A 21,898-nucleotide genomic window follows, 5' to 3' on the forward strand; every position below is an offset into this window, starting at 1 on the left:
CCAAGCTTGACCGCGCCCCAGATTTGTGGCGATTGGACCGCAATGAAGCCTAGCGTCACGCCATGATGAACCGTTTTGAAGGCCCGGGCGGCCGGGAAGCCAGGATCCGTTACCTCGACGGCGACTTCCAGGTCACCAGCCCGGGTTCGTTCGTGCGTTGCGCGGTGACGGGCGAGAACATCCCGCTGGACGAGCTCAAATACTGGAGCGTCGCCCGCCAGGAGCCCTACGCCAACGCGACCGCCTCGCTGCGCCGCGAAATCGAGATGCATCCGGAACTGCGCAAGCGCGGCTAGGCCCTCTTCCTCGCCATCGAACGGAAGATCACCCACGCATCTTGCGCTGGCGCCAGGCGTCGAGCGTCTCGTCGATGATCCGTTCCGGCACATGGTCGAGCTCGAACTTTGCCTCGATGTCGAGCACGTCCAGCTGCTCCAGGAAACCTGCCGGCGTCGTGCCGTGGCGCAGCCGCGCGGCGTCCTTGGCGGTTGTGACGAGACGCAGGCCCTCGCGCCGCGCCAAAGCCAACAGGTCGCCGAGCTCGTCTTGAGCGTAGAAATGATGGTCCGGGAAGGGTCGCGACAGCACTACCTCGCCACCGGCGCCGCGCACCGTGTCGAAGAATTTTTCCGGATGGCCGATACCGGCAAAGGCCAGATAGCGGCCGCCGGCAAAGCGCGCGGCATCCGCCGGCTCGACATGCGCGAGAAAGATCGGCCGGCCGGCGCGCGCCGCCTGGCGCACCACGCCGTCGGCGGCTGCCCCCTCGCCCATCTTCAGCATGCCGCTGGTGAAGACCAGCTGGTCGACGACCTTGGCCCTGAGCGGCCCGCCCGGAATGACGCGGCCATTGCCGACGCCGAAGCGGGCATCGACCACGACCAGCGCGTAGTCGATATGGATGCGCGCCGACTGGAAGCCGTCATCCATGATCAGGAAATCGCAGCCATGCTCTTCGATCAGAAGCCTGGCGCCGGCGGCGCGGTTGGCCGTCACCGCGACCGGCGCATGCTCGGCCAGCAGCAGCGGCTCGTCGCCGACATGCTTGGCGGCATCGTGATGCGCATCGACGACATGCGGCCTGGCAAACGAGCCGCCATGGCCGCGCGACAGGAAGCCGGGGGTGAGTTGCATGCGTTTGGCCTGCCTGGCCAGGGCGATCGCCACCGGCGTCTTGCCGCTGCCTCCGACGGTGAGATTGCCGACGCAAAGCACGGGTGCTGCGACCTTCTCGCGCGGCGCATGCCGCATGCGGCGGCCGGCAACCATGCCGTAGACCGCCGATACGGGCGACAAGGCGAACACGCGCCAATCCGGCTTCTCCCACCAGAAGGGGGGCGCCTCGCTGGTCATAGCGCGGTGCCCGCGCGCCCTGGTTCGGCGCATGATCCTTTCCAAAAATCGGGTCCGATTTTTGGGGTCATGCGCTAGCGTCCGTTGGCGCCCTTAAGGCGCGACTTGACGACCAGCGGCTGGATGTAGGGCTCGAGCGATTTCAGCGTGCGGGCAAGCGCGCCGCGCATCTCGTCGACCGTGGCGGCACCGGCCGCCATCATCTCATGGCGCGCCGCCTCGTTGGTCAAAAGGAAATTGACGGCGCCGGTCAGCATGTCGCGGTCGCGCACCAGCTTGGCGCCGCCGCTGTCGAGCAGGCGCTGATAGGCCTCGCGGAAATTCTGGACGTTGCGGCCGGCCAGCACCGCGGTATCGAGCATCGCCGGCTCCAGCGGGTTCTGCCCGCCTTCGGAGGTCAGTGAGCGGCCGACGAAAGCGATCTCGGTCAATCGGAGATAGAGACCCATCTCGCCGATCGTGTCGCCAAGGAAGATATCGGTGTCGGGCGTGATGCGCTCGCCCTTGCTGCGCCGCGCGACCTTCAGCCCCATGCCGGAAATCTCGGCGGCAAGGGCGTCGGCGCGGTCGGGGTGACGCGGCACGATGATGGTCAGCAAGCCGGGGTGGCGCCTGTGCAGGCTGGCATGGACCTCGGCCGCCACGACCTCCTCGCCGTCATGGGTGGAAATCGCCGCCCAGGTCGGGCGCCCGCCGACCTGGCGCTGCAGGCCGGCCAGAGCGCGTTCGTCGACCGGCGGCGGGTTGGTGTCGACCTTGAGATTACCCGACACGGTGACGGGACGCGCGCCCAGAGCGCGAAAACGTTCGCCGTCGACATCCGACTGGGCAATGACATGGGCGAGGTTTTCGAACAGCGCTTCGGCGACCCCGGAGCGCTTCTTCCAGGAGGTGAAGGAGCGGTCGGAAAGCCGACCGTTGACCAGTACCTGCGGCACGTTGCGGGCGCCGAGCTCCAGAATGGTCATCGGCCAGATTTCCGATTCGGCGATGATCGCCAATTCCGGGCGCCAATGGTCGAGGAAACGGCTGACCGCCGGCTTGAGGTCGAGCGGCACATATTGGTGGATGATGCGGTCGCCGAGACGTTCGTCTGCGACCTTGGCCGACGTCACCGTGCCGGTCGTCAGCACGATGTTGACGCCATAGTCGAGAATCGATTCGACCAACGGCACGACAGCAATCGTCTCGCCGACGCTCGCGGCATGGATCCAGATCACCGGCCCTTCCGGGCGCGGCCGGCCGGCGACGCCGTAGCGCTCGCGGCGGCGGACTCGGTCCTCCTTGCCGCGCGAGGCGCGCCAGGCGACATAGGGGCCGATCAATGGATAGGCGGCGGCCCCGGCATAGCGGTAGGCCGTCAGCGCGGCACGCGCCCAGCGCTCGCTCATTTGTCGCCATCCACGAGGCGATAAGCCTCGGCCGTGGCGGCGTTGAGCGAATCGGTCACCTCCCGGCGCTTGCGCTCCATCTCTTCCTCGCCGGCGTCGGCCGGTACAAAGACCGGCGTGCCGACAACGACCGCGGAGCGGCCGAAGGGCAGGTTGATGGTGGTCTTGTCCCAGCTCCTTTCCAGCACCTTGCGGCGGCTGGTGGTGATAGCGGCGGGCAGGATCGGCCGGCCGGACAGCCGTGCCAGGAGCACGATGCCCAGGCCGGCGTCGCGCGGCGTGCCGTGCGGAATGTCGGCGATCATCGCCACATTCTTGCCGGCCGTCAGCGCTTTCTTGAGCGCGATCAGGGCCTTGGCACCACCCTTGTCGAGATGCCTGGCGTTTTCGCGCCCGCCCGAACCGCGCACCGCCTCGATGCCGAATTTTTCGATCATCAGCGCCTGAAGCTCGGCATCGGCGCTGCGCGAAACCATGGCGACCAGCGGCCGGCCCTTCGGGTAGTAGGCCGGGGTGAGAAGATGCTGGCCGTGCCAAAGCGCGATGATGCCGGGTTCCAGATGCGCATAGGCGCCGCCGGCAACCTGGGTCGAGCCTTTGACCAGCGGGCTGGTCACGCGAATCAGACGCACGAACCAGGCGAACAGGCCGGCGATGAAGCTCTTGACGAAACCCGACTGCGCCAACGGCTCGCGGATGCGGCGCCACCAGGTGCGCGTCCCGCCGCTCCTGGCGGAACGAGTTGTCGCCCCTTTCACCGCGTCATGCTCCATCGAGGTCAACCGGAGGCCTTCGATTCTGGATCGAGCAGACGATGCAGATGAACGACGAAATAACGCATATGAGCATTGTCGACGCTGGCCTGCGCCTTGGATTTCCAGGCGGTGAGCGCCGACTGGTAGTCCGGATAGATACCGACAATGTCGAGCGCGTCGAGATCGCGGAACTCGTTGTCGCCAAGCTTCTTCAGCTCACCGCCGAAAACCAGGTGCAAAAGCTGTTTCTTTCCGTCTTCCGCGGCCATGCCGATCCTTCGCACACTCATGAATTCGTGACAGGTCTAGACCAAAGCGGCCGGTTTTGGAACTGCCGACCGCCTCACCCTTCGTCAAGCCCGGCAAGGACGCCGGTCAGCACGCCGAGCAGTTCGCCGCTGCCGGCCGCAAGTGCGCCGTGGTTGATCACCTCGCCGGCATAGCGCGGCCGCTTGCCGGTGCGGTCAAGCAGGGCGCCGCCCGCTTCGTTGAGGATCAGGTCGGCGGCCGCGATGTCCCAGTCATGCGCGCTCGGCTTGACGAAGGTGGCATCGAGCTTGCCGGCGGCGATCATCGCCAGCCGGTAGGCGAGCGAGGGAATGTAGGCGGTGCGGCGCAGCCTGCTTTGCCAGGGTTCCGGCACAAGATCGACCAGCGGCTTCGGGCCGCCGATGTCGACGTCCGGCCCAAGCGGCCGCACATGGATCGGCTTGTCGTTGAGATAGGCGCCCTCGCCCGGCAGCGCCCAATAGGTCTCGCGTTTCGCGGGGCATTCCAGCACGCCGGCCAGCGAACGGCCGTCCTCGACCACGGCGACGCTGACGCACCAGGAATGCAGGCCGTCGAGAAAGCCGCGCGTGCCGTCGATCGGATCGACGACGAAAGTGCGGCGCGCCGAAAGGCGGGCATGGTCGTCGGCGGTTTCTTCCGACAGCCAGCCATAGTCCGGGCGCGCCTTGAGCAGGGTTTCGCGCAGATAGGCGTCCGCCGCATGATCGGCCTCGCTGACCGGCGAGGTGCCGCCCTTCATCCACACCTGCGGGTTATTGCCGAAATAGCGCATGGCGATGAGGCCGGCTTCGCGGGCGGCCTCGCGCAGCAAGGCAAGGTCCTCACGGGCCTCGGTCAGGTTGATTGCATCAAGCTCCGGCAAGGGTCATCCCCTCGATGAGCAGCGTTGGCGCGGCGGTGCCGAAATTGCGGTCAAGATCGCTTGCCGGCACCATGTTGAGGAACATGGTCTTCAGGTTGGAAGCGATCGTCACCTCGGCCACCGGATAGGTGAGCGCGCCGTTCTCGATCCAGAAACCGGAAGCGCCGCGGCTGTATTCGCCGGTCACCATGTCGACGCCCTGGCCGAACACTTCGGTGACGTAGAAGCCGCTCTTCAGCGAGCCGATCAGGTCCTCCGGCGCGCGCTCGCCGGGTTCGATGGCGAGGTTGGTGGAGGACGGCGAAACGGACGAGCCGCTACGCGAGCCGCGCCCGTTGGTGACAAGGCCGAGCTCGCGCGCGGCTGAAGTCGACAGGAACCAGTGGTTGAGCACGCCCCTCTCGACCATCAGAAGTTTTTCGCCCTCGACACCTTCACCATCGAAGGGCCGCGAGGCCTGGCCGCGACGTCGCAAAGGCTCGTCGGTGACGGTGATGGCGGCCGAGGCCACCCGCTTGCCCATCATGTCGCGCAGAAAGCTCGTCTTGCGGGCGACGGAGGCGCCGTTGATGGCTCCGGCAAGATGGCCGGCGATGCCGCGCGCGACGCGCGGATCGAACACGACGTCGACCGGCCCGGTCGCGGCCTTGCGCGCGCCAAGGCGGCGCACGGCGCGCTCGCCGGCCTTGCGGCCGATGTCTTGCGGCGTGTCGAGGTCGGAAAAATGCTGGTGGGAGGAATATTCATAGTCGCGCTCCATGCCGGTGCCCTCGCCGGCGATGACGCTAGTCGAGCGCGAGAAGCGCGAGGCGACATACTGGCCGACGAAACCCGCCGAGGTGGCAAGCACCAGGCCGCCAAAACCCGCTCCCGCGCTGCTGCCTGCCGAGTTGGTGACGCCCTTGACCGCCAATGCAGCAGCTTCGGCGGCAAGGGCCGCGTCCTTCAGCTGATCGGCCGAAATCTCGGTCGGATCGAACAGGTCGAGATCGCGCAGATTGCGGGCCAGCAGCGCCGGATCAGCAAGGCCCTGGAACGGATCTTCGGGCGAAACCCTGGCCATGGCCACGGCGCGCCCGGCGAGCGCCTTCGGATCGGACGCGGCGGTCGCCGAGACGCTGGCGACGCGCTGGCCGACGAAGACGCGCAGCGAGACATCCTCGCTCTCCGCCGATTCGGTGGCCTCGACCTTGCCCAGCCTAACCGAAACGCCGGCCGAGCGGCCGCGCACGGCGACGGCGTCGGCGGCATCGGCGCCGGCGCGCTTGGCGGCCTCGACGAGGGCTGCGACGCGATCGGTCAGTTTCGCTGCGTCGAGCTTATCGGTCATGCGGTTGTTCCTGTTTGTTCGAGCAATCGGTCAAAGCGAACCCTGCCGGCGCGATCTATCGATGCCCTCGCGGCACCATCTATTGTTCCCCCAACGCTAGTGCAATGGCGGATGCGGCAATCTCAAGGCAATCGCGGTGGTTCGAGCTAGATGCTTATCGCAGCGGCATCAAATCGAAGGGAGGTTAGCCCGCGACCGGCGCCCAGATGACGTCGTCGATCCTGGCGGCGCCGGTCGCCAGCATCACCAGCCGGTCGAAACCAAGCGCCGAGCCGCTGGCCTGCGGCATCACAGCCAGGGCGGCGAGGAAATCCTCATCGAGCGGATAGCGCTCGCCATAGACGCGCTCCTTCTCGTCCATCTCGGCCACGAAGCGGCGGCGCTGCTCGCTCGCGTCGGTGAGCTCGCCAAAGGCATTGGCGAGCTCGACGCCGCAGCAATAGAGCTCGAAGCGCTCGGCGACGCGCGGATCGTCCGCGCTAGGCCGGGCGAGCGCGGCTTCCGAGACGGGATAGCCATAGAGGATGGTCGCCCGCCCCTGCCCCAGTTCCGGCTCGACCTTTTCCACCATCACGCGGCTGAAAAGGTCAGCCCAATTGTCGTCGGGCGCGGTGCGCAGGCCGGCCCGGACCAGACCGGCATGCAAGGTCTCGCGATCCGTGCTGCCGTCGGCGGAGACGGTCGCCAGAAGGTCTATACCGGCGTAGCGGGTAAAGGCTTCCGCGACGCTCAGTCGCTCCGGCTCGGCGAATGGATCGGCCTCGCGGCCCCGAAAGGCGAAGCTCTTGGCGCCGGCCTTTTCCGCCGTCAGCGCCAGGAACTGCCCGCAATCGGCCATCAGGCTCTCATAGGTCTCGCCGACCCGATACCATTCGAGCATGGTGAATTCCGGATGATGCAGCGGGCCGCGCTCGCGGTTGCGGTAGACGGCGCCGAGGCTGAAGATGCGCTTCTCGCCGGCGGCGAGCAGCTTCTTGCAGGCGAATTCCGGCGAGGTGTGGAGATAGAGCGGCCAGCGCGACGCATCAGACGCGATCGCCTCGGTGGCGAAGGCGGCAAGATGCGCCTCGTTGCCTGGCGAAACCTGCAGCGCGGAGGTCGTCACCTCGACGAAATCGCGCTCGGCGAACCAGCCGCGCAGTGCGGCCGCGATGGCGTTGCGCGCCATCAGCCGGGGCCGACGATCGGCATGGATATCGGGCGTCCACCAGGGTGAAGCGGCGGTCATAGGCAGGAAAATCGCGCGCAAGACTGGCGGTTCGGCGCGAGATGCGCTACGGCGCACGCGATGGCCGCCGTCGCCGCTTCGTGGAAATCGACGCTCGCAGGCCGAAAAACTCGAACGGGATCGAACATCGTGGTCAAGGTCATCGCCAGCTCCTTACGCAAAGGCAACGTCGTCGATAAGGACGGCAAGCTCTATGTCATCCTCTTTGCCGAAAACATCCACCCTGGCAAGGGCACGCCGGTGACCCAGCTCGATATGCGCCGCATCGGCGACGGCGTGAAAGTCTCGGAACGCTACCGCACGACCGAAATGGTCGAGCGCGCCTATGTCGAGGAGCGCGAGCACACCTTCCTCTATTCCGACGGCGAAGGGTTTCACTTCATGAACCCGGAAAGCTACGACCAGGTCGTGGCTTCGGAAGCCGTGGTCGGCGACTTCGCACCCTATCTGCTGGAAGGCATGGCCGTGCAGCTGGCGCAGTTCAACGGCGTGCCGATCTCGCTGGTGCTGCCGCAGCGCGCCACCTTCGAGGTGGTGGAGACCGAGCCGGTCACCAAGGGCCAGACGGCGTCGTCATCCTACAAGCCGGCGATACTCTCCAATGGTGTGCGCACCGCGGTGCCGCCGCATATTTCGGCCGGCACGCGCATCGTGGTGATGACGGCCGACGGCTCCTATGTCGAGCGCGCCAAGGACTGATCCGCGCTACTGGGCGCTCGGGTGGCGTGCCGCATTGAGGTCATTCAGACCTCGCAACGCGTCGTGGTTGCCGGTCGCGGCCGCGGCGCGGAATATCTGCTCGGCATCGGCGAAGCGGCGAAGCTTCAGGTAGGCGTAGCCACGCAGAACCATCAGTCCAGTGCGTTCGGGCGCGATGCGCGAGCGCTCGTCGAGCGCCAGGATCGTCTCGTTGTAGCGCCCTTGATCGAAAGCCGTGTTCGCCTGTGTCTCCAAGAGCGCCGTCCTGATCTCGACAGCGCGGTCTGAATCCATTGGCGCCTGCGAGGCCGAGATCGCGGCGCGATCAGTCAGGCCAGCGCGCAGATAGGCGAGGCTCTGGCCATAGGCGGCATCGGCTCGCGTCTTGCCGGACCCGCCGCGCAACGCGACCTCGAAGGCGGCGGCAGCCTCGACCGGACGGTTCACCTGCATCAGACACCAGCCGCGCGACAGCGCCACGACCGGTAGCAGCGAGGACGGGTCGAGCGTGGTCGAACAACCGCGGGGCACCGGCTGGCCCCTCCCCGATCTTGCCACGCGCGGGCTTTCCACCTCGCCTTGGCTTGCTTCTTCCTGGGCCGCAGGGCGCCGCCGCACCGGCTGATCCTCGGACGTGTCGTCTGGTGCTGCTGCGCGCGTCCTGCGCTTGCCCAACGCCGCCGTTTCGATGCTGCGCTCGCCGACCGTCGGAATCCGCTCAGAGCGGCCGGCCCAGGCGGTCTGGATCTCCTTCACGCCCGCCTTGTCGCCGATCTTCCAGCGCGTCAGCGCCAGGCCATAGGCGGAAGGCTCGTCGTCCGGCTTCCAGTCGAGCGCCAGCTTGAACCATTGTGACGCGGTCTGCGGCTGGTTGAGGGAATCGGCATACCAGCCGAGCTGCTGCGCCGAGGCGGCGTCCTTGTTGGCATAGACCTCCTGCACCATGCGCTGCAGCACTTCAGGCTTGATTGGCGGCGGCGGCGTTACGGCGAGCAGATTAGCGATCGATGCCAGATAGACTTTGCGTGTGTCGTCGTCGGTGTTGCGCCACTGGTAGAGGATATCCTCGGCCTCAGCCGGCCGGTTCTCGTTGATCAAAGCGAGCGCCAAGCCTTGCGACGCTTTTGCGGTGTTTTCCTTGTCGCGTGCCTTGCGGAACCAGGTTTCGGCGGCTTGCGGATTGTCGCGCCGGACATAGTACCAGCCAAGCAAGAGGCTATCCGAAGCAAGTCCACCGTCCTTGGCCAGTTGCTCGACCATTGCAATATCCGCGGCCGGGATGACCAACTTGGCATCGGCGTCGGCATTGGCAACGCTCTGCCTGGCGATATCGCCACGCAGAGCCGCGAATTCGCCCTTGCCGTCCGGCGTCTTCTGCTCGGTCGCCAGGAGCAAATCGAGGTTCTGCCGCGACAACAGCGGCAGCGCCTTCTGGACGGTGGCGTAGCGCTCTTCGGGCTTCTTGCAATTGTTCAGGATGTAGAGATAGGCGTCCTTGGCGCGGTCCTCGCGCTTGGTGCTGGCGAAAGCCTCGGCGACGCGCCACAGCACATCGACATCGCCGCAGGTGAGCAGGCTGGGATTGGTCGAACCGACGCGGATGACCGCATCGTACTGCTTCAGGTTGGAGGCGTTGACCAGTTGTTCGCGCGCTTCGGCCACGGCCAGCCGCTGCATCAGGTCGGCCGGCGGCTGCCAGCCGGCCTGGGCGGTCTGCCGGTCGGCGATCGCCTTGCGCAGCTCCGGCAACTTGCCGTCGGAATAGAGCTTCCACATCTGGTCGAGTTGCGGATCGCCTTCCTTGCGCACGGCAAGTGGATTCTCTGGCGGCGTCCAGTCCGGATAGAGCGCCTTCAGCCGCGCGATCTCGGCGTTGAGCCGTTTGGTGTCGCCCTTGGAGGCGAAGTAGCGCAGCGCCGTCTCGTCTACTTTTTGCGACGAGGCAGGCACCGTGGATTCCGCCGCGGTCGCGGCCGGAGCTGCATCCGCCTTGGCCGGCAGATCGTCGCGATCGGCCACCGCGATTGGTTTCGGATAGCCATCCTGCCGCGCCTGGGTGCCGGCCGGCTGCGCAACATTGGGCAAGGTAACGGGGGGCAAGGTGACGGGGCTCGAGAAATAGCCGCCCTGATGCAGCACCACCGCGCCGAGCAACGCCGTTCCGGCGGCTATGAAGACGGTGGGCTTCATAAGCACTCCGGATGGTGGCGGCGCGCATAGGCCAGCGCCAGCAGTTGCAAGGTCGACGGATAGTAGTCGGTCGGCTGGAAAGTCCTCAGGTCGTCGGCCAGCGGCTTGCCGTCGAGGACGCAGGAAACCAGCGCCGGGATTATGCGATAGCCGGTGTCGGTCAGCAGTTCCCTGGTCTCACCGGTGGCGATGTCGACGACGCGGACGCGCCCCTGGTCGTCGGTCATGCCTGCGGCGAAGGGTGCAAGCAGGCCGCGGTCACGAATGCCGGCCCGCACCAGATAAAGCGGGACCCGAACCGCGTTGTAGCTGAATTCCTGCGGAAAACCGTCCGCGACTGCCGGCTTGGTTTTCAGCGAGACCCAGTCCGGCGGCAGGCTCGACGGTCCAATCTTCATGGCTGCGGCGAGCAGAAGCTTGCCGTTGGCGGCAAGCTGGTCCCACGGTCCCTTCGGCGCGAGTTCCGCCATGACCGGAAGCGCCTCGAAGACCCAGTAGGACGGGTTGACGACGGGACCGTCGGCGCGATCGCCGGAGCCGAAGCCGGCATTGCCGGGTTTCAGAAGCACGAGGTCGCCGACCGTATCAAGGCTACCTGCGGCAAGCGCCATCGCGATAGCGGTCGCCCCCTGCTTCAGGTCCGGGCGGCGCCAGGCCTCGCCGGCAAGCGCTAGGCCATAAGCGATGAGAATATCGCCGTCTGTGGCGTTGTTGGTGTCTCTGATATGCGGCTTTGTGGCGGGATCCCATTTCCAGGCCGCAAGGCCGTCGTCGCGGACCATCATCTCCGTGCGCGTGAACGCCCAGATGCGGTCGAAATCACCCCGGTTGCCGGCAAGATAGGACAAAAGCAGTCCGTACCCCTGACCTTCGCTGTGACTAATCCCTCCATTGGCGTTGTCGACGATTCGTCCGACCGGGTCGAGGAACTTTTCCTTGTAGGCCGACCACTCCGCCGGCGTGATCGCCGCAGCCGCAAGGCCCGGCCGGACCGGCGCGAGCAGCGCGAAGAGCATGGCAAAGGCGAGAAGAAGCGCGTGGTTCGAAATGCTCACCTGCGACGCCCCAGTGATCTGAGCAGTCCCGCCGTGGCGAACCCCAGAAGGATAGACAGCACGGTCAGCACCACCGCGTAGGACAGCGCGTTCGCCGACAGCCAGTTGGCGACGATGAGGCGGTAATTGGCTAGCGAGAACGGCTGCGTCTCTATGAAGCTGAAATGCGTAACCGGCAGCGTGACGACCTTGTCGTCGGCGGAATCGACAGTCGTCAGATGGCCGCCCAGCTGCCGCCAGGTGCGTTGCTGGGTCAAGGTGCGCACACCTTCACGCAAGGCGGCGGCGCTTGGCGCAGTGATCAGCGTCCAGGTGCCGCCGGCGGTTGGGCTGGCCTCTTGCGCGACGAGCAGGCTGGCGCTGCCTTGCGGCGTGTATTCGGCCGGCCTGCCGGGGAAGATGCTGAAAGAGTCCGTCGAGATGTTGAACGTCCGGGTCATCCAGTCTTCGAAGGAGCCGATCTGCCCGCGCCAGCCGCTGCCGCGCAACTTCTGGCGCCACTCGTCGAAGGTGGCATCGGTGCTGGGCTTGATCGACGCGACCGCCTCGCCCCAGCCCGAGGAAGAGTTGGCGGAGACCCCGACCTGCGCCAGCACGGTCGGCGGAACCTGCGACAACGAACTGAGGAAGACGGCGTTGCGTTCTGCCACCGCGGTCGGCGCGGTCGAAGCATCGACCGGGATCAGACGGCCGGCGGCGACCGACATGCGCGCCAGCAGCGTCACGCCCGCCGAGACCGTCTCCGATTGGGCGCGGTCCATGATCAGCGGCAGCGGATAGTCTACCCGGCTATAGGGAAAGCCGGTGCCGCTAATGGCGGCGAGGTCCGGGGTTCGCGCCACCCGGGCGAAGTCGGGCATGACGAATTCAGAGGTGTCGAAGACCACGAAGCGTTGGCCACCCGACGCCGTGGCGCCGGGGGCACAGACCGCGTCGGCCTGGGTGAGTAGCACCGCCTCGATGGCGATATTGTTGTCGCCCGGCCGGAAGTGCCGCATCGTCACCTTGATCGGCAGATGGCGCAGGATCTCGCCGCCCGCCGTGGTGATCGGCACGGTGGCGGCGATGTTGTCGTTGACATAGATGTCGATGTGGCTGCCCGGCAGCACATCCTGCGAGTAGGCGGCGTCAAGCAGGATGGTGGCCTGGCCATAGGACCGGGCATAGAAATCGGCCGGCACGCCGACGGCGAAATCGGCGCGCACCCGGCGCCCCGAGAATTCCAGCGTGCTCACGCCGAGGTCGGAGAATTTGAGATTGTTGGCGCCCTGCAGCATCGGCACGTCGGGTGTGCGCCAGTTGCGCGTGCCGAGGCTGGTGCGCAGGCTGCCGACCGGCCGATCGACCTGCTTGGCGATGTCGTCGATCGCCATGTCGACGGCCTGCCAGGTCGGCCCGCTGATCACCAGGGTCGAAGGGCCGAGCTTCGGATCGTCGACGACCGTGGCAACCGGTCCTGCCTCAGCGCCCTGGGGCAGCGCGGAAAGCACCTTGGCGACATCCGCGGCCGGACCGAGCACCACATTGGCGACGCCGGGACCAGCCTCGGGGGAATCGTCCTCGCTGACTTCGAAGGCCTGGTTCGGCATGTTGGCCATCAGCGCCAGCGCCTCGCCAAGCCGCACCGTCGACGGTGTCGAGACGGCCTGCGCCATGGACGGCACGATGAGGTTGAAGGTCGTGGCACCGCTTTCGTCGACGCCGATGGCGCGCAAATCCTCGACCCGCTTCCAGCGGCCGGCGTCCACCCCTTCGAACGCCAGGAAGGTGCGGGCAAGATCGATCTGTGTCCACAATTCGTAGGTCGATTGGATGCTGCAGTCGGTGCGGTGCCGCTGCACCGCGGAGATGACGATATCGTTCAACCCGGCGTGCAGCACCTTCGGCGGTACCGTGGCGACGATGTCGGCTGGGTTGTCCGACGCCGCTATCGGCTCGTCGACGACTGCGATGCCGTTGATCGACACGGCCATGCGCGAGGACTCCGGCGCCACGACGATAGCGTTCTGGTAGCCGAGATGGAGCTCGCTGGCGGCAGCCGCCTGTTCGGGCGTGAGGAAGACCGACCAGGAGCGTTGCGCATATTCGCCGGCCAGCACCAGTTCGGTGAAAGGCACGAGATAGCGTCTCGATGGCTCTGCAGCAGCCGTCGGTTCGACCGGCGCCGGATTGCTCGCGGCCGGCAGTGTTGCCCCAAGCGGCGTGGATGAAACCGGCGGCGTGACGGCAGGCGGGGTACCCGACTGCATGGAGGGAGGCGTTGCAGATTGCGGCACGGGCGCGACGGCAGGTTTGTCGCCCGACATGTCGAACGGCGTCTGCGCCACTGCCGGCGACGCCGCAAGGAGCAACAGAAGCAGGCAGGCGCTTCTCATGGCCGCTTCTCCGCGAGTTGCCCGACCGGCGCCTGTGCCTTCCTGCCGCTGATGTCGCGCCAGAAATAGACCAGCCCGCGATAGGTCTGGTAGATCGCCAGCCGCAGGAACCAGGCGGTGCCGCGCAGCAGGCCCGGATTGCCGCGGCGCGACAGCTGGAACTGCTCCCACTGTTTGGAATTGGCGAAGATCAGATCGGCGACCAGCCGGTGATGCACGGCTTCGCTCGGCTGGTAGAGGCAGCCCACCGCGATGCCGTCGGTTGTCCGCTCGAAATTGCGGATGGTAACCGGCAGCACGGCCTCGGTGCCGTCGGCAAACATCTTGAAGCGGATGCCGGCCCTGGCGTCCTTGGCCAGATCCTCGAGTTCCGCGCCGAGAACGGTGAGGCGCGCGCCGAAGGCCGAGACATTCTCGATCGTGCCCTTGAACCACTTGCCGTTGATCTCGAAATCGGCGCGCCGGCTGACCTTGACGCGCCTGGTGGCGGCGCGCTCGCCGCGCTCGGAGACGACCCCCAGCGCGCAGCCGGCCATGATGAGGTTGAGCAGGTTCCAGCCGCCGACGACCAGTGTGACGTCGGCCTTGTAGGGCTCGGCATAGACCTTGTAGACGGTCATCGCCACGCCGATCAGAAGCACGCCGAAGATGACGAAGAACGGCTTGCCGATCTCCGACAGCCGGCTGGTCGAGATCGACTCGTCCTTAGCGGTCACCTTGAAGGTCGGCTTGCGCGGATTGAGGATCACCGAAATGACGGCCGGCAGAAGATGCACGGTCTGCACATATTCGTAGAGCTCCGATATCCACGGCCAGCGGAAGGCGCCGTAGAGGTAGTTCTGCATCATCAAGTTCACGATCATGTAGCTCAGCGTGTAAGCCATGAACTCGCCGCCGGAGGCGGTGAATATCTGCAGGTCGAAGAACAGGTAGAAGAGCGGCGCGACCAGGAAGATGGCGCGCGGGAACGGGAACAGCCAAAACAGCGTCGACGACATGTAGCAGAGGCGCTGCGGGATCGAGAGGCCCCGCTTCAGCGGCGGGAAGCGGAAGCGCAGGATCTGCATCATGCCCTGCGCCCAGCGGCTGCGCTGGCCGATGAAGGAGGCGAACGTGGCAGGCTGCAGGCCGGCGATCAGCGGCTTGTCGACATAGACGCTGTGCCAGCCGCGCGCGTGAAGCTCGACCGCCGTCTCGCAATCCTCGGTGATGCTGACGCCGCTGAAGCCGTTGGTCTCGACCAGCGCCGAACGCCTGAGCACCGCCGCCGAGCCGCAGAAGAAGGAGGCGTTCCACTTGTCCAGCCCGCGCTGGATGATGCCGTAGAACATCTCGTTCTCCGACGGCATCTTCTCGAAGGTCCGCAGATTGCGCTCGACCGGGTCAGGGTTGAGGAAGAAATGCGGCGTCTGCACCAGGAACAGGCGCGGATCCTCGTCGAAATAGCCGACGGTCTCCTTCAGGAAATCGCGCGCCGGCGCGTGGTCGGCGTCGAAGACGGCGATCAGTTCGCCGGTCGATTGCGAAAGCCCGTTGTTGAGGTTGCCGGCCTTGGCGTGCTCGTTGCGGTCCCGCGTCAGGTAGTTGACGCCGAGATCGGCGGCGAGCTTCTGCAGTTGCGCGTTGCGGCGCTCGGCATTGTTGGCGTCGACGATGCGGTCCGAGTTGCGCTTCTGCAGCGTACCGCCGTCGTCGAGCAGCCAGACGGTGAACCGGTCCGGCGGATAGTCCATGCCGCGCGCCGCCGCCATGGTGTTGGCAAGCAGTTCGGGGTCCTCGTTATAGGTCGGGATGAAGACGTCGACGGTCGGCAGGCGGTCGTTGGAATTGGCGCGCGACGGGCGTGAGGGCAGCGGTAGCGCGACGACGAAAAGGCTCAGCGCCAGCATCATCACGCTGTAGAGTTCGGCGAGATAGAGCAGCACGCCGGGGATGAAGTTTTCGAGCTGGTTGATCGGCGGCAGCGTCGAGGTGGTGCGCCAATAGACATAGCGCATGACGATCGCGGTACCGAAGGCAAGCGCGACCAGCCGCCAGATACCGTCGGGCCGCACCAGCTTGAGGATCATCATGGCGACGAGCACGCTCATCGAGGCGACGAGTTGCGTCTCCAGGCTGATCGGCAGCGACACCATGGTCAGCACGCAGATCGATGCCAACGCCCATTGCAAAACGATCAGGAACTTCCGCATTCAAGTGCCCCTGCAATCGGCATCGGCCACTAACGCCGCCGCGTGTCATACGCGCACTCTAAAGCGACCTCCCCTCGCCTCATCGCTGCCGTGTTCCGGTTTGGCGCTAAACCCACAACGCCCGCCCAGATTTCCCATTTCGGCCAGTTTTGCCTTGGGGATGGTTAACGAGTTGTTTCTCCCGGCTACTGATTGCAACCGGACGCGCCGGAATGTGCGCAAGGCGGCGGCGGAACGACCGTCGCAGGGCCCCCGGCCGCCGCGGAATCGGGTGGCGCTGGAACGGGCCCCGGCGCTTGCGAATCGGCCGTCTGTCCGCCCGGCGGCGGCGGCACGGTGGGGCCGATCGGCTGGTCCGGGTCCGGCGTCGCGGGAGCCTGCTCGGCCATGACACGCGGACGCGCGATTCGACGCACGGTTTTCGCCGGCGCGGCCTGCGGCGCGGTGACTGTTCCGAACTGCGTGGCGCCGAGCGGATAGATCGGATGCCCGGACTTGCCGATCGCATCGTCAGGCGCCGGCGCGTTGCCGTAAGGGTTCCAGTTGCGCGTCTTGAACGAGGAGGAAATCGTATAGCCGTACATGACGTCAAGCAGATGCTGCTCTGATGCATTCTGGTCGCAGAGTCGCAGCCTGACCTGAACCGAGCCCTTGTTGCCGATCAGGGTCTCGGTCGAACCGGTCGAGGTAATGCGCTGCCAGCCATATAGGCAGGTGTCGCCCGAAGCGCTGCGGCCGACCGCATAGCCGAACGGGCCGTACTTGTTCTGCACGTAGAAAGGCGAGCGCTGCATGCGGACACCGGGCAGCAACTGGCGCATCTCGGAGCCGACGTCGCCGATCGGCAGATAGCCGTCGCGCAGCCTGCTCTCGCCGGCAAGCGAAGCGTCGACCGGGCCGAACATCTGTACGCGAAGCATGTTCTGGCCGGGCGTGCGCGCCGAGGTCGACAAAAGGATGTCCTGCTCGGTGGCGTTGGCATAGCGCCGTTCCAGGACCGTCGTCACGACGGGTCCCCCAGGAGCCGGGTAGGCAAAGGCGGTTTCGGACGAAACGATGCTGGTGCCGGTGGAATTGGTGAGCGGCGGCGGGGATGCGCAACTCGCCAGGAAAAGAGCCGACGCGAGGCCCGCAAGCCCGAGAAAAACGCCAAGCGATCCGCCTGCATGGTGGCGGGCAGCGAAGATTTGGCGAGCCCCGGCAAATGTCATGCGCGCGAAGCTAAGAGATTCGCCTTGATTAACGAAGGACAAATGGGGTTCGCCCGATCAATGTGCGCGACAACCATGATACCGAGTCAAAAAGGTCACAGTGGGCTCCAAGACTGTCCCGAAAACTTTCGAACGTCTAATATGCCCACATGCAGGGGAGTCGCATCGCCTTCGGTCCGTTCGTACTCGATCCCGATTCGGGGACGCTTCTTAAAGAGCATATCCCGATCGCTGTTGGGCATCGTGGGCTGATGCTGCTTGCCGCGCTTACGGCACGACCCGGTGATATCCTGAGCAAGGCAGAGCTGATGGATGCTGCCTGGCCGGGCACCGCCGTTGAGGAAGGCAACCTTACCGTCCAAATCGCGACACTAAGAAAGGCTCTCGGTCCGGCTGACAACGGCGGTGAATGGATCGCCACCGTGCCTCGCGTCGGCTATCGCTTCACTGGGGCTGTCGAGCCAGCGGCGAGCGGGTCTGGCAGACCGACGCCTCCGTCCGGCAAGCCGTCGATCGCGGTGCTGCCTTTTGCCAACTTGGGCGGCGATCAGGACCAGCAGTATCTCAGCGACGGCATAACCGAGGACATAATCACGGAACTGGCCAGGTTTCGCTCTCTCCTCGTCATCGCGCGCAATTCATCTTTTCAGTTTCGCCATCCGGAATTGAACATTGCCGAAGTAAAGCGCGAACTCGGGGTTCGCTACCTCGTCCAAGGCAGCGTACGAAAACTAGGTGATCGCATTCGGATCACCACACAATTGATTGACGCCGCCACCGGCACCCACCTGTGGGCCCAACGGTACGACCGGGCCACCGACGACATCTTTGCATTGCAAGACGAGATTGCCGCTCTTATCGCCTCGATCGTCGAAGGCCAGACGGAGGCCGATTCGGCGAACCGCACCAGACGCAAGCCCCCAGCCGATTGGGACGCATACGATTACTACCTGCAGGGGCGCGCGCATTTCCACCGATATGAATTGGACAAGTCCGAGCCTCTGTTCGTTCGGTGTGTCGAGCTCGATTCGACATTCGCTCAAGGCCACGCCTTCGTGGCACAGGCCCTTGTCGGCAGATTTTGGTATGACAACGACCCGCGGACGCTGCACAAGGCCTGGGACTCGGCGCGAACGGCGCTCGCGCTCGACAGAAGCGACGGCGTCTGTCACCAGAGCATGGGGCTGGTCCTTACGCACATGCGCCAGCACAGCGATGCGGGAGCGCATTTCGAGCGAGCACGCTCGCTGAACCCGCTGGACGTGAACATCGCAGGGGATTACGCGAGCTGGCTCAACTACGGCGGACGGGCCGAGGCGGCGCTCAATGTGCTCGACAGTGCGCTGCTGCGCGACCCCTTACCTCCGATATGGTTTTGGGAGGTGAAGGGCAGCTCCCTTTTCCTGCTTGGAAGGTACTCGGAAGCAGTCGGTTCTTATCAGAAGGCCGGCGACCACTTCTTCATTCATGCGTTCCTTGCAGCGTCATACGCACATCTGGATGAGATGGAGAAGGCGCGCGCCGAAGTCGAGAAAGCGCTGACAAGGAAACATGACATGACTGTTCGATTGATTTCAGGTCTCCCGTTCGCCGACGAAGTCGCTCTCTCGCTTTTCACTTCAGGCTTCAAAAAGGCCGGCTTTCCTGCGTGAAGTCCTCTTCCGGCGGCGATAGCGAGACGCGTGCAGCCGCCGCGCTGCTGGCGTCAGGCGATGGTTAACGCCGGCCCCGCACAAGGTTTCCGTTTACGATAGCGTAAGCTTGTTGCTGCGAGGCATTCGTCGGTCCGCTACAATTGCGGCAGTGGAATTTCCTCGAGATCGCGCATGAGCAACCCGAACCGCATGCCGTGGGTGGACACGGCCAAAGGCCTGTCCATCATCCTGGTAGTGATGATGTATTCGGCCTACAACACCGGCGAACATACGGGCGAAGTGGGGTTCATGCACTATGTCATCGGCTTCGCGACGCCCTTCCGCATGCCGGAATTCTTCCTCATCTCGGGCCTGTTCCTGTCGCAGGTGATCGACCGGCCGTGGCGCCGCTACATCGACCGCCGCGTCGTCCACTATCTCTACTTCTACGTGCTGTGGGCGATCATCTCGATCGGCTTGAAGATCGGCATTTTCAGCGGCGATCCCGCCGGCATGCTGCATGATCTCGCAATGGCTGTCGTTGAGCCCTATGGCGTCTTGTGGTTCATCTACATGCTGGCGATCTTCGGCATCGTCATACGCGTGCTGCGCGAGCTTCGCGTGCCACACTGGGTTGTCATCCCGCTCGCCGCCGCGCTGCAGATGTGGGCGCCGAAGCCCGACAGCTACGCTCTGGAGCAGTTTGCGGCCTATTTCGTATTCTTCTATCTCGGCTTCGTCATGGCGCCGCTGGTGTTCCGGCTCGTCGCGTGGACGCAGGACCGCTCGGCGATAGCCATCGCCGGCCTGCTCGCCTGGGCGATCATCAACGGGCTGCTGGTCTATTCGCCCGGCTATGTGGTCGAACCGGTCGACACCAGGATGGGGCTGGCGGCATGGCCGCCGCTGCATCTGACTTTAGCCGTCGCCGGCGCGGTGGCGCTTTGCGTGCTTGGCGGCTTCCTGTCGAAATTCTCGTCCATGGAATGGCTGCGGTGGCTGGGCGAGCATTCGCTGGTGGTCTATGTCGCCTTCACCATCCCGATGTCTATCGTGCGCGGCGTTGCCCTTTCGACCGGGCTCATCACCGACACCGGGATGCTCAGCCTTGTGGTGCTGGTGTCCTCGGTGATCAGCCCGGTGATCCTCTATTTCGTCGTCAAATGGACCGGCTTCGGCACCTTCCTGTTCGAACGCCCGGCCTGGGCGCATGTCGATGGCCCGAAGTCCCCGCAACGCGCCGACAAGACCATGTCGCGGCCGGCGCGCGAGGCCGCCTGATCACCTTAAGGCTCTTGGTCTCTACGCAATTCCGGACGGAAAACCGCCAGGCACTTTTCCTGGAATTGCTCAGTCGGATCATTTGCCGGCGCCAGGACGGCGCACGGCCTTGATCTTGCCGCTGCCGCCGCCACCGCAGAAGAAGCAGCCGGCGCCATCGGATTCCAGGCCCGACACGCCGGACGGCATCTCCAGTTCCTGGAGCAGGTCGCCCGTCTCGGGATCGATGCGCAAGAGATCGCCCTCGTCGTCTTCCCAGGTCGCATGCCAGAGTTCGCCGTCAACCCAGGTGACGCCGGTGACGACGCGCTTGGATTCGATGCTGCGGATCACCTTGCCCGTTTCAGGATCGATCTGATGGATTTTCTGGGCCCGGTATTCGCCGACCCAGAGCGAACCTTCGGCCCAGGCCATGCCTGAGTCGCCGCCATTGCCGGGAGCCGGAATGGTGGCGACGACTTTGCCGGTGTTGGGATCGACCTTGTGGATGCGGTCCTCGGCGATCTGGTAGAGATATTCGCCGTCGAAGGCGGTGCCGGCATGCGCGGCGACATCGATCGAGCGCACGAGCGCGCCGCTTTCCGGATCGAGCGCGTTCAGCTTGTCGTCGCTCGCGAACCAGACATTCTTGCCGTCATAAGTGACGCCGTTGACGCGCTCGATGCCCGGAAACGGTCCGTATTCACGCAGGATCTCGGCGGCCGCTCGTTTCATTTTTCTCTCCATCAATTTCTACAAGGCGCCGAACAATCGGTTCCGCGCTTCCGGAGACATGCTTAGTCGCTCGGCAGCGGACCCGGGAGTAACAAGACAGTCGGGAATCCGGTGACCGGCGGCATCATCCAGCGGCGCGCCCGGCCGCGACCGACAGCCTGAACCTTTTCCTGGCTCGAAAGATCCTCCAGCGCCCGCTGCACGGTGCGCGCGCTGGCGCCGAGCGCGATCGCTAGCGCCGAGCTCGACCAGGATTCGCCGTCGGCGAGGAAAGCCAGCACCGCGCCATGCTCCTCCTCGACCGGTGGCGCCAGCACGACGACCTCACCGGCGCCGAGCGGCGTCAGCGCGAAGCCGACCGCCGTGGCGTTGATTTCCGCCACAGCGGCGAGCTCGGCGCGCAGCCGGCCCATCTCGACCCTGAGCCGCGCGCGATGCGATTCATCGGCGTGCCTGGCGCGGAAGGCGCGCTTGAGCAGCGTCTCGCGCGAGGCGTCCGACGGCCAGGCTTCGGCCAGCGTGCGCGCCAGCGCGAACAGCACCGGCCGGCTGGCCAGTGGCACCACCATGTCGGCCTTGCGCACGACATTGCGGCAAGCGTCGACGACCAGCGTGCCGGAGGCGAACAGCGCCTCGACCTCGTCGAGCAGGAGCGGTTTTTCCGAGCCTCGCGCGATCAGCCGGCCGACCGGCGTGTTCAACACAAGCGACGCCGCTTCGACCTCGGCCTTCAGCGCCGCAATGTCAGCCTGGTAAGCCGCAAGCGATGCCCGGCCGAAGGCCGAGCGCGCCGCCTTCGTGCGCAGGCGCCGAACCGCGATTCCCGCCGCCGCAAGCTCATGCGCGACCCGCGCCACCGGCGGCAGGGGCGCCGGATCTAGGCCGGAGAGCAGGCGTTCGGCTTCGCCCAGCCGGCCGATCAGGATCAGCCGACGCGCCTCGAGGCTGCCGGCATAGGCGGCATTGATGCGGTCGCCATGCGCTGCAAGCGTCGTGCGCGCCGAACGCAGCGCTTTCTCCGGCCAGCCGAGGTCGCGCGAGACCAACGCGATCTCGGCCTCGGCGACGACGCAGCGGGCGCGGGCGACGGCCTCCCGCGAAGTGAAGGCACGGGCAGCGCTTTTCAAAAGCATCTTCGCCTTGGTGAAATCGCCGAGCTGCGCCATGGCGATGCCGCGCAGCGCCAGCGCCGGCGCATCCTCGCGCAGCGCGACGCGCTTCAGCGCGCCGAGCGGATCGCCCAAGGCCAGCGCGCGGCCGGCAGCGTTGATCAGCGAATCCATGCGGCTCCGGTTTTCGCACCCGTCGAGAAAAATCCCGTCACAGTTGTAACTCCC

General features: G+C 65.6%; 18 protein-coding genes. 4 read left to right on the plus strand and 14 right to left on the minus strand.

The genetic code is table 11. The features are described from left to right. The first annotated feature begins 62 nt into the window (after nt 1-62). A complete protein-coding gene (locus FJ988_RS16545) occupies nt 63-296 on the plus strand; it encodes a DUF2093 domain-containing protein (RefSeq protein ID WP_140819417.1) in 234 nt (77 codons plus the stop codon). A 28-nt stretch (nt 297-324) separates the two neighbouring features. Here the strand turns inward: FJ988_RS16545 and lpxK are convergent, their stop codons facing one another. From lpxK to epmA, 7 genes are all read right to left on the minus strand, one after another. Continuing rightward, complete coding sequence (gene lpxK / locus FJ988_RS16550; protein ID WP_140819639.1) at nt 325-1,353, minus strand: tetraacyldisaccharide 4'-kinase; 1,029 nt, start codon at nt 1,351-1,353, stop codon at nt 325-327. Between the two features lie 74 nt (nt 1,354-1,427). Further along, nucleotides 1,428-2,744 carry a lipid IV(A) 3-deoxy-D-manno-octulosonic acid transferase gene (waaA, locus tag FJ988_RS16555; RefSeq protein ID WP_140819418.1) on the minus strand — a complete coding sequence of 439 codons (1,317 nt, stop codon included), beginning with the start codon at nt 2,742-2,744 and terminating at the stop codon, nt 1,428-1,430. Beyond that, nucleotides 2,741-3,517, minus strand: coding sequence for a lysophospholipid acyltransferase family protein (locus FJ988_RS16560; protein WP_140819419.1), 777 nt, complete (start codon nt 3,515-3,517; stop codon nt 2,741-2,743). Before FJ988_RS16560 ends, waaA begins: the two co-directional genes overlap by 4 nt. A 5-nt stretch (nt 3,518-3,522) precedes the next feature. Next, nucleotides 3,523-3,768: a DUF4170 domain-containing protein gene (locus FJ988_RS16565; protein WP_140819420.1), complete on the minus strand. Its 246-nt coding sequence runs from the start codon at nt 3,766-3,768 to the stop codon at nt 3,523-3,525. A gap of 74 nt (nt 3,769-3,842) precedes the next feature. Further along, nucleotides 3,843-4,652: a 3'(2'),5'-bisphosphate nucleotidase CysQ gene (locus FJ988_RS16570; protein ID WP_181183554.1), complete on the minus strand. Its 810-nt coding sequence runs from the start codon at nt 4,650-4,652 to the stop codon at nt 3,843-3,845. Further along, a complete protein-coding gene (locus tag FJ988_RS16575; RefSeq protein WP_140819421.1) occupies nt 4,639-5,982 on the minus strand; it encodes a TldD/PmbA family protein in 1,344 nt (447 codons plus the stop codon). Before FJ988_RS16575 ends, FJ988_RS16570 begins: the two co-directional genes overlap by 14 nt. Nucleotides 5,983-6,166: 184 nt before the next feature. Further along, entirely contained in the window at nt 6,167-7,210 is a 1,044-nt protein-coding gene (epmA, locus tag FJ988_RS16580; RefSeq protein WP_140819422.1) for an EF-P lysine aminoacylase EpmA, read from the minus strand. A gap of 129 nt (nt 7,211-7,339) precedes the next feature. On the opposite strand from epmA, the gene efp reads away from it, so the two are divergent. Then, a complete protein-coding gene (gene efp / locus FJ988_RS16585; RefSeq protein ID WP_140819423.1) occupies nt 7,340-7,909 on the plus strand; it encodes an elongation factor P in 570 nt (189 codons plus the stop codon). A 6-nt stretch (nt 7,910-7,915) separates the two neighbouring features. Here efp and FJ988_RS16590 read toward each other — a convergent pair whose 3' ends face one another. From FJ988_RS16590 to bcsN, 5 genes are all read right to left on the minus strand, one after another. Beyond that, the gene (locus FJ988_RS16590) at nt 7,916-10,099 is read right to left on the minus strand and encodes a lipopolysaccharide assembly protein LapB (RefSeq protein ID WP_140819424.1); all 2,184 of its coding nucleotides are present in this window, start codon (nt 10,097-10,099) and stop codon (nt 7,916-7,918) included. Beyond that, the gene (locus tag FJ988_RS16595; RefSeq protein ID WP_140819641.1) at nt 10,096-11,115 is read right to left on the minus strand and encodes a glycosyl hydrolase family 8; all 1,020 of its coding nucleotides are present in this window, start codon (nt 11,113-11,115) and stop codon (nt 10,096-10,098) included. The genes FJ988_RS16590 and FJ988_RS16595 overlap by 4 nt, the downstream gene beginning before the upstream one ends. Before the next feature lie 35 nt (nt 11,116-11,150). Then, entirely contained in the window at nt 11,151-13,529 is a 2,379-nt protein-coding gene (locus FJ988_RS16600) for a cellulose biosynthesis cyclic di-GMP-binding regulatory protein BcsB (RefSeq protein WP_140819425.1), read from the minus strand. After that, nucleotides 13,526-15,721, minus strand: coding sequence for a UDP-forming cellulose synthase catalytic subunit (bcsA, locus tag FJ988_RS16605; protein WP_140819426.1), 2,196 nt, complete (start codon nt 15,719-15,721; stop codon nt 13,526-13,528). Before bcsA ends, FJ988_RS16600 begins: the two co-directional genes overlap by 4 nt. Before the next feature lie 185 nt (nt 15,722-15,906). Beyond that, nucleotides 15,907-16,932, minus strand: coding sequence for a cellulose biosynthesis protein BcsN (bcsN, locus tag FJ988_RS16610; protein ID WP_140819427.1), 1,026 nt, complete (start codon nt 16,930-16,932; stop codon nt 15,907-15,909). Between the two features lie 149 nt (nt 16,933-17,081). On the opposite strand from bcsN, the gene FJ988_RS16615 reads away from it, so the two are divergent. Both FJ988_RS16615 and FJ988_RS16620 read left to right on the plus strand, forming a co-directional pair. Next, nucleotides 17,082-18,584, plus strand: coding sequence for a winged helix-turn-helix domain-containing tetratricopeptide repeat protein (locus tag FJ988_RS16615; RefSeq protein WP_140819428.1), 1,503 nt, complete (start codon nt 17,082-17,084; stop codon nt 18,582-18,584). A gap of 174 nt (nt 18,585-18,758) precedes the next feature. Beyond that, nucleotides 18,759-19,847, plus strand: coding sequence for an acyltransferase family protein (locus FJ988_RS16620; RefSeq protein WP_140819429.1), 1,089 nt, complete (start codon nt 18,759-18,761; stop codon nt 19,845-19,847). 78 nt (nt 19,848-19,925) lie between these two features. Here the strand turns inward: FJ988_RS16620 and FJ988_RS16625 are convergent, their stop codons facing one another. Together FJ988_RS16625 and FJ988_RS16630 are read right to left on the minus strand one after the other, a co-directional pair. After that, entirely contained in the window at nt 19,926-20,561 is a 636-nt protein-coding gene (locus tag FJ988_RS16625; protein ID WP_140819430.1) for a DUF5074 domain-containing protein, read from the minus strand. A gap of 62 nt (nt 20,562-20,623) precedes the next feature. Beyond that, on the minus strand, nt 20,624-21,844 hold the full coding sequence (locus FJ988_RS16630; protein ID WP_140819431.1) for a helix-turn-helix domain-containing protein: 1,221 nt from the start codon (nt 21,842-21,844) through the stop codon (nt 20,624-20,626). Nucleotides 21,845-21,898: the final 54 nt, after the last annotated feature.

Origin of the sequence: Mesorhizobium sp. CU3 (genome assembly GCF_006442965.1) — a bacterium.
In the GTDB taxonomy this organism is placed as follows: domain Bacteria; phylum Pseudomonadota; class Alphaproteobacteria; order Rhizobiales; family Rhizobiaceae; genus Mesorhizobium.

What these genes read in the sequence shown, in the direction of transcription:
- FJ988_RS16545 (WP_140819417.1), top strand. Translation starts at nt 63, where the DNA reads ATGATGAACCGTTTTGAAGGCCCGGGCGGCCGGGAAGCCAGGATCCGT.
- lpxK (WP_140819639.1), bottom strand. Translation starts at nt 1,353, where the DNA reads ATGACCAGCGAGGCGCCCCCCTTCTGGTGGGAGAAGCCGGATTGGCGC.
- waaA (WP_140819418.1), bottom strand. Translation starts at nt 2,744, where the DNA reads ATGAGCGAGCGCTGGGCGCGTGCCGCGCTGACGGCCTACCGCTATGCC.
- FJ988_RS16560 (WP_140819419.1), bottom strand. Translation starts at nt 3,517, where the DNA reads ATGGAGCATGACGCGGTGAAAGGGGCGACAACTCGTTCCGCCAGGAGC.
- FJ988_RS16565 (WP_140819420.1), bottom strand. Translation starts at nt 3,768, where the DNA reads ATGGCCGCGGAAGACGGAAAGAAACAGCTTTTGCACCTGGTTTTCGGC.
- FJ988_RS16575 (WP_140819421.1), bottom strand. Translation starts at nt 5,982, where the DNA reads ATGACCGATAAGCTCGACGCAGCGAAACTGACCGATCGCGTCGCAGCC.
- epmA (WP_140819422.1), bottom strand. Translation starts at nt 7,210, where the DNA reads ATGACCGCCGCTTCACCCTGGTGGACGCCCGATATCCATGCCGATCGT.
- FJ988_RS16590 (WP_140819424.1), bottom strand. Translation starts at nt 10,099, where the DNA reads ATGAAGCCCACCGTCTTCATAGCCGCCGGAACGGCGTTGCTCGGCGCG.
- FJ988_RS16595 (WP_140819641.1), bottom strand. Translation starts at nt 11,115, where the DNA reads ATGCTCTTCGCGCTGCTCGCGCCGGTCCGGCCGGGCCTTGCGGCTGCG.
- FJ988_RS16600 (WP_140819425.1), bottom strand. Translation starts at nt 13,529, where the DNA reads ATGAGAAGCGCCTGCCTGCTTCTGTTGCTCCTTGCGGCGTCGCCGGCA.
- bcsA (WP_140819426.1), bottom strand. Translation starts at nt 15,721, where the DNA reads ATGCGGAAGTTCCTGATCGTTTTGCAATGGGCGTTGGCATCGATCTGC.
- bcsN (WP_140819427.1), bottom strand. Translation starts at nt 16,932, where the DNA reads ATGACATTTGCCGGGGCTCGCCAAATCTTCGCTGCCCGCCACCATGCA.
- FJ988_RS16615 (WP_140819428.1), top strand. Translation starts at nt 17,082, where the DNA reads ATGCAGGGGAGTCGCATCGCCTTCGGTCCGTTCGTACTCGATCCCGAT.
- FJ988_RS16620 (WP_140819429.1), top strand. Translation starts at nt 18,759, where the DNA reads ATGAGCAACCCGAACCGCATGCCGTGGGTGGACACGGCCAAAGGCCTG.
- FJ988_RS16625 (WP_140819430.1), bottom strand. Translation starts at nt 20,561, where the DNA reads ATGAAACGAGCGGCCGCCGAGATCCTGCGTGAATACGGACCGTTTCCG.
- FJ988_RS16630 (WP_140819431.1), bottom strand. Translation starts at nt 21,844, where the DNA reads ATGGATTCGCTGATCAACGCTGCCGGCCGCGCGCTGGCCTTGGGCGAT.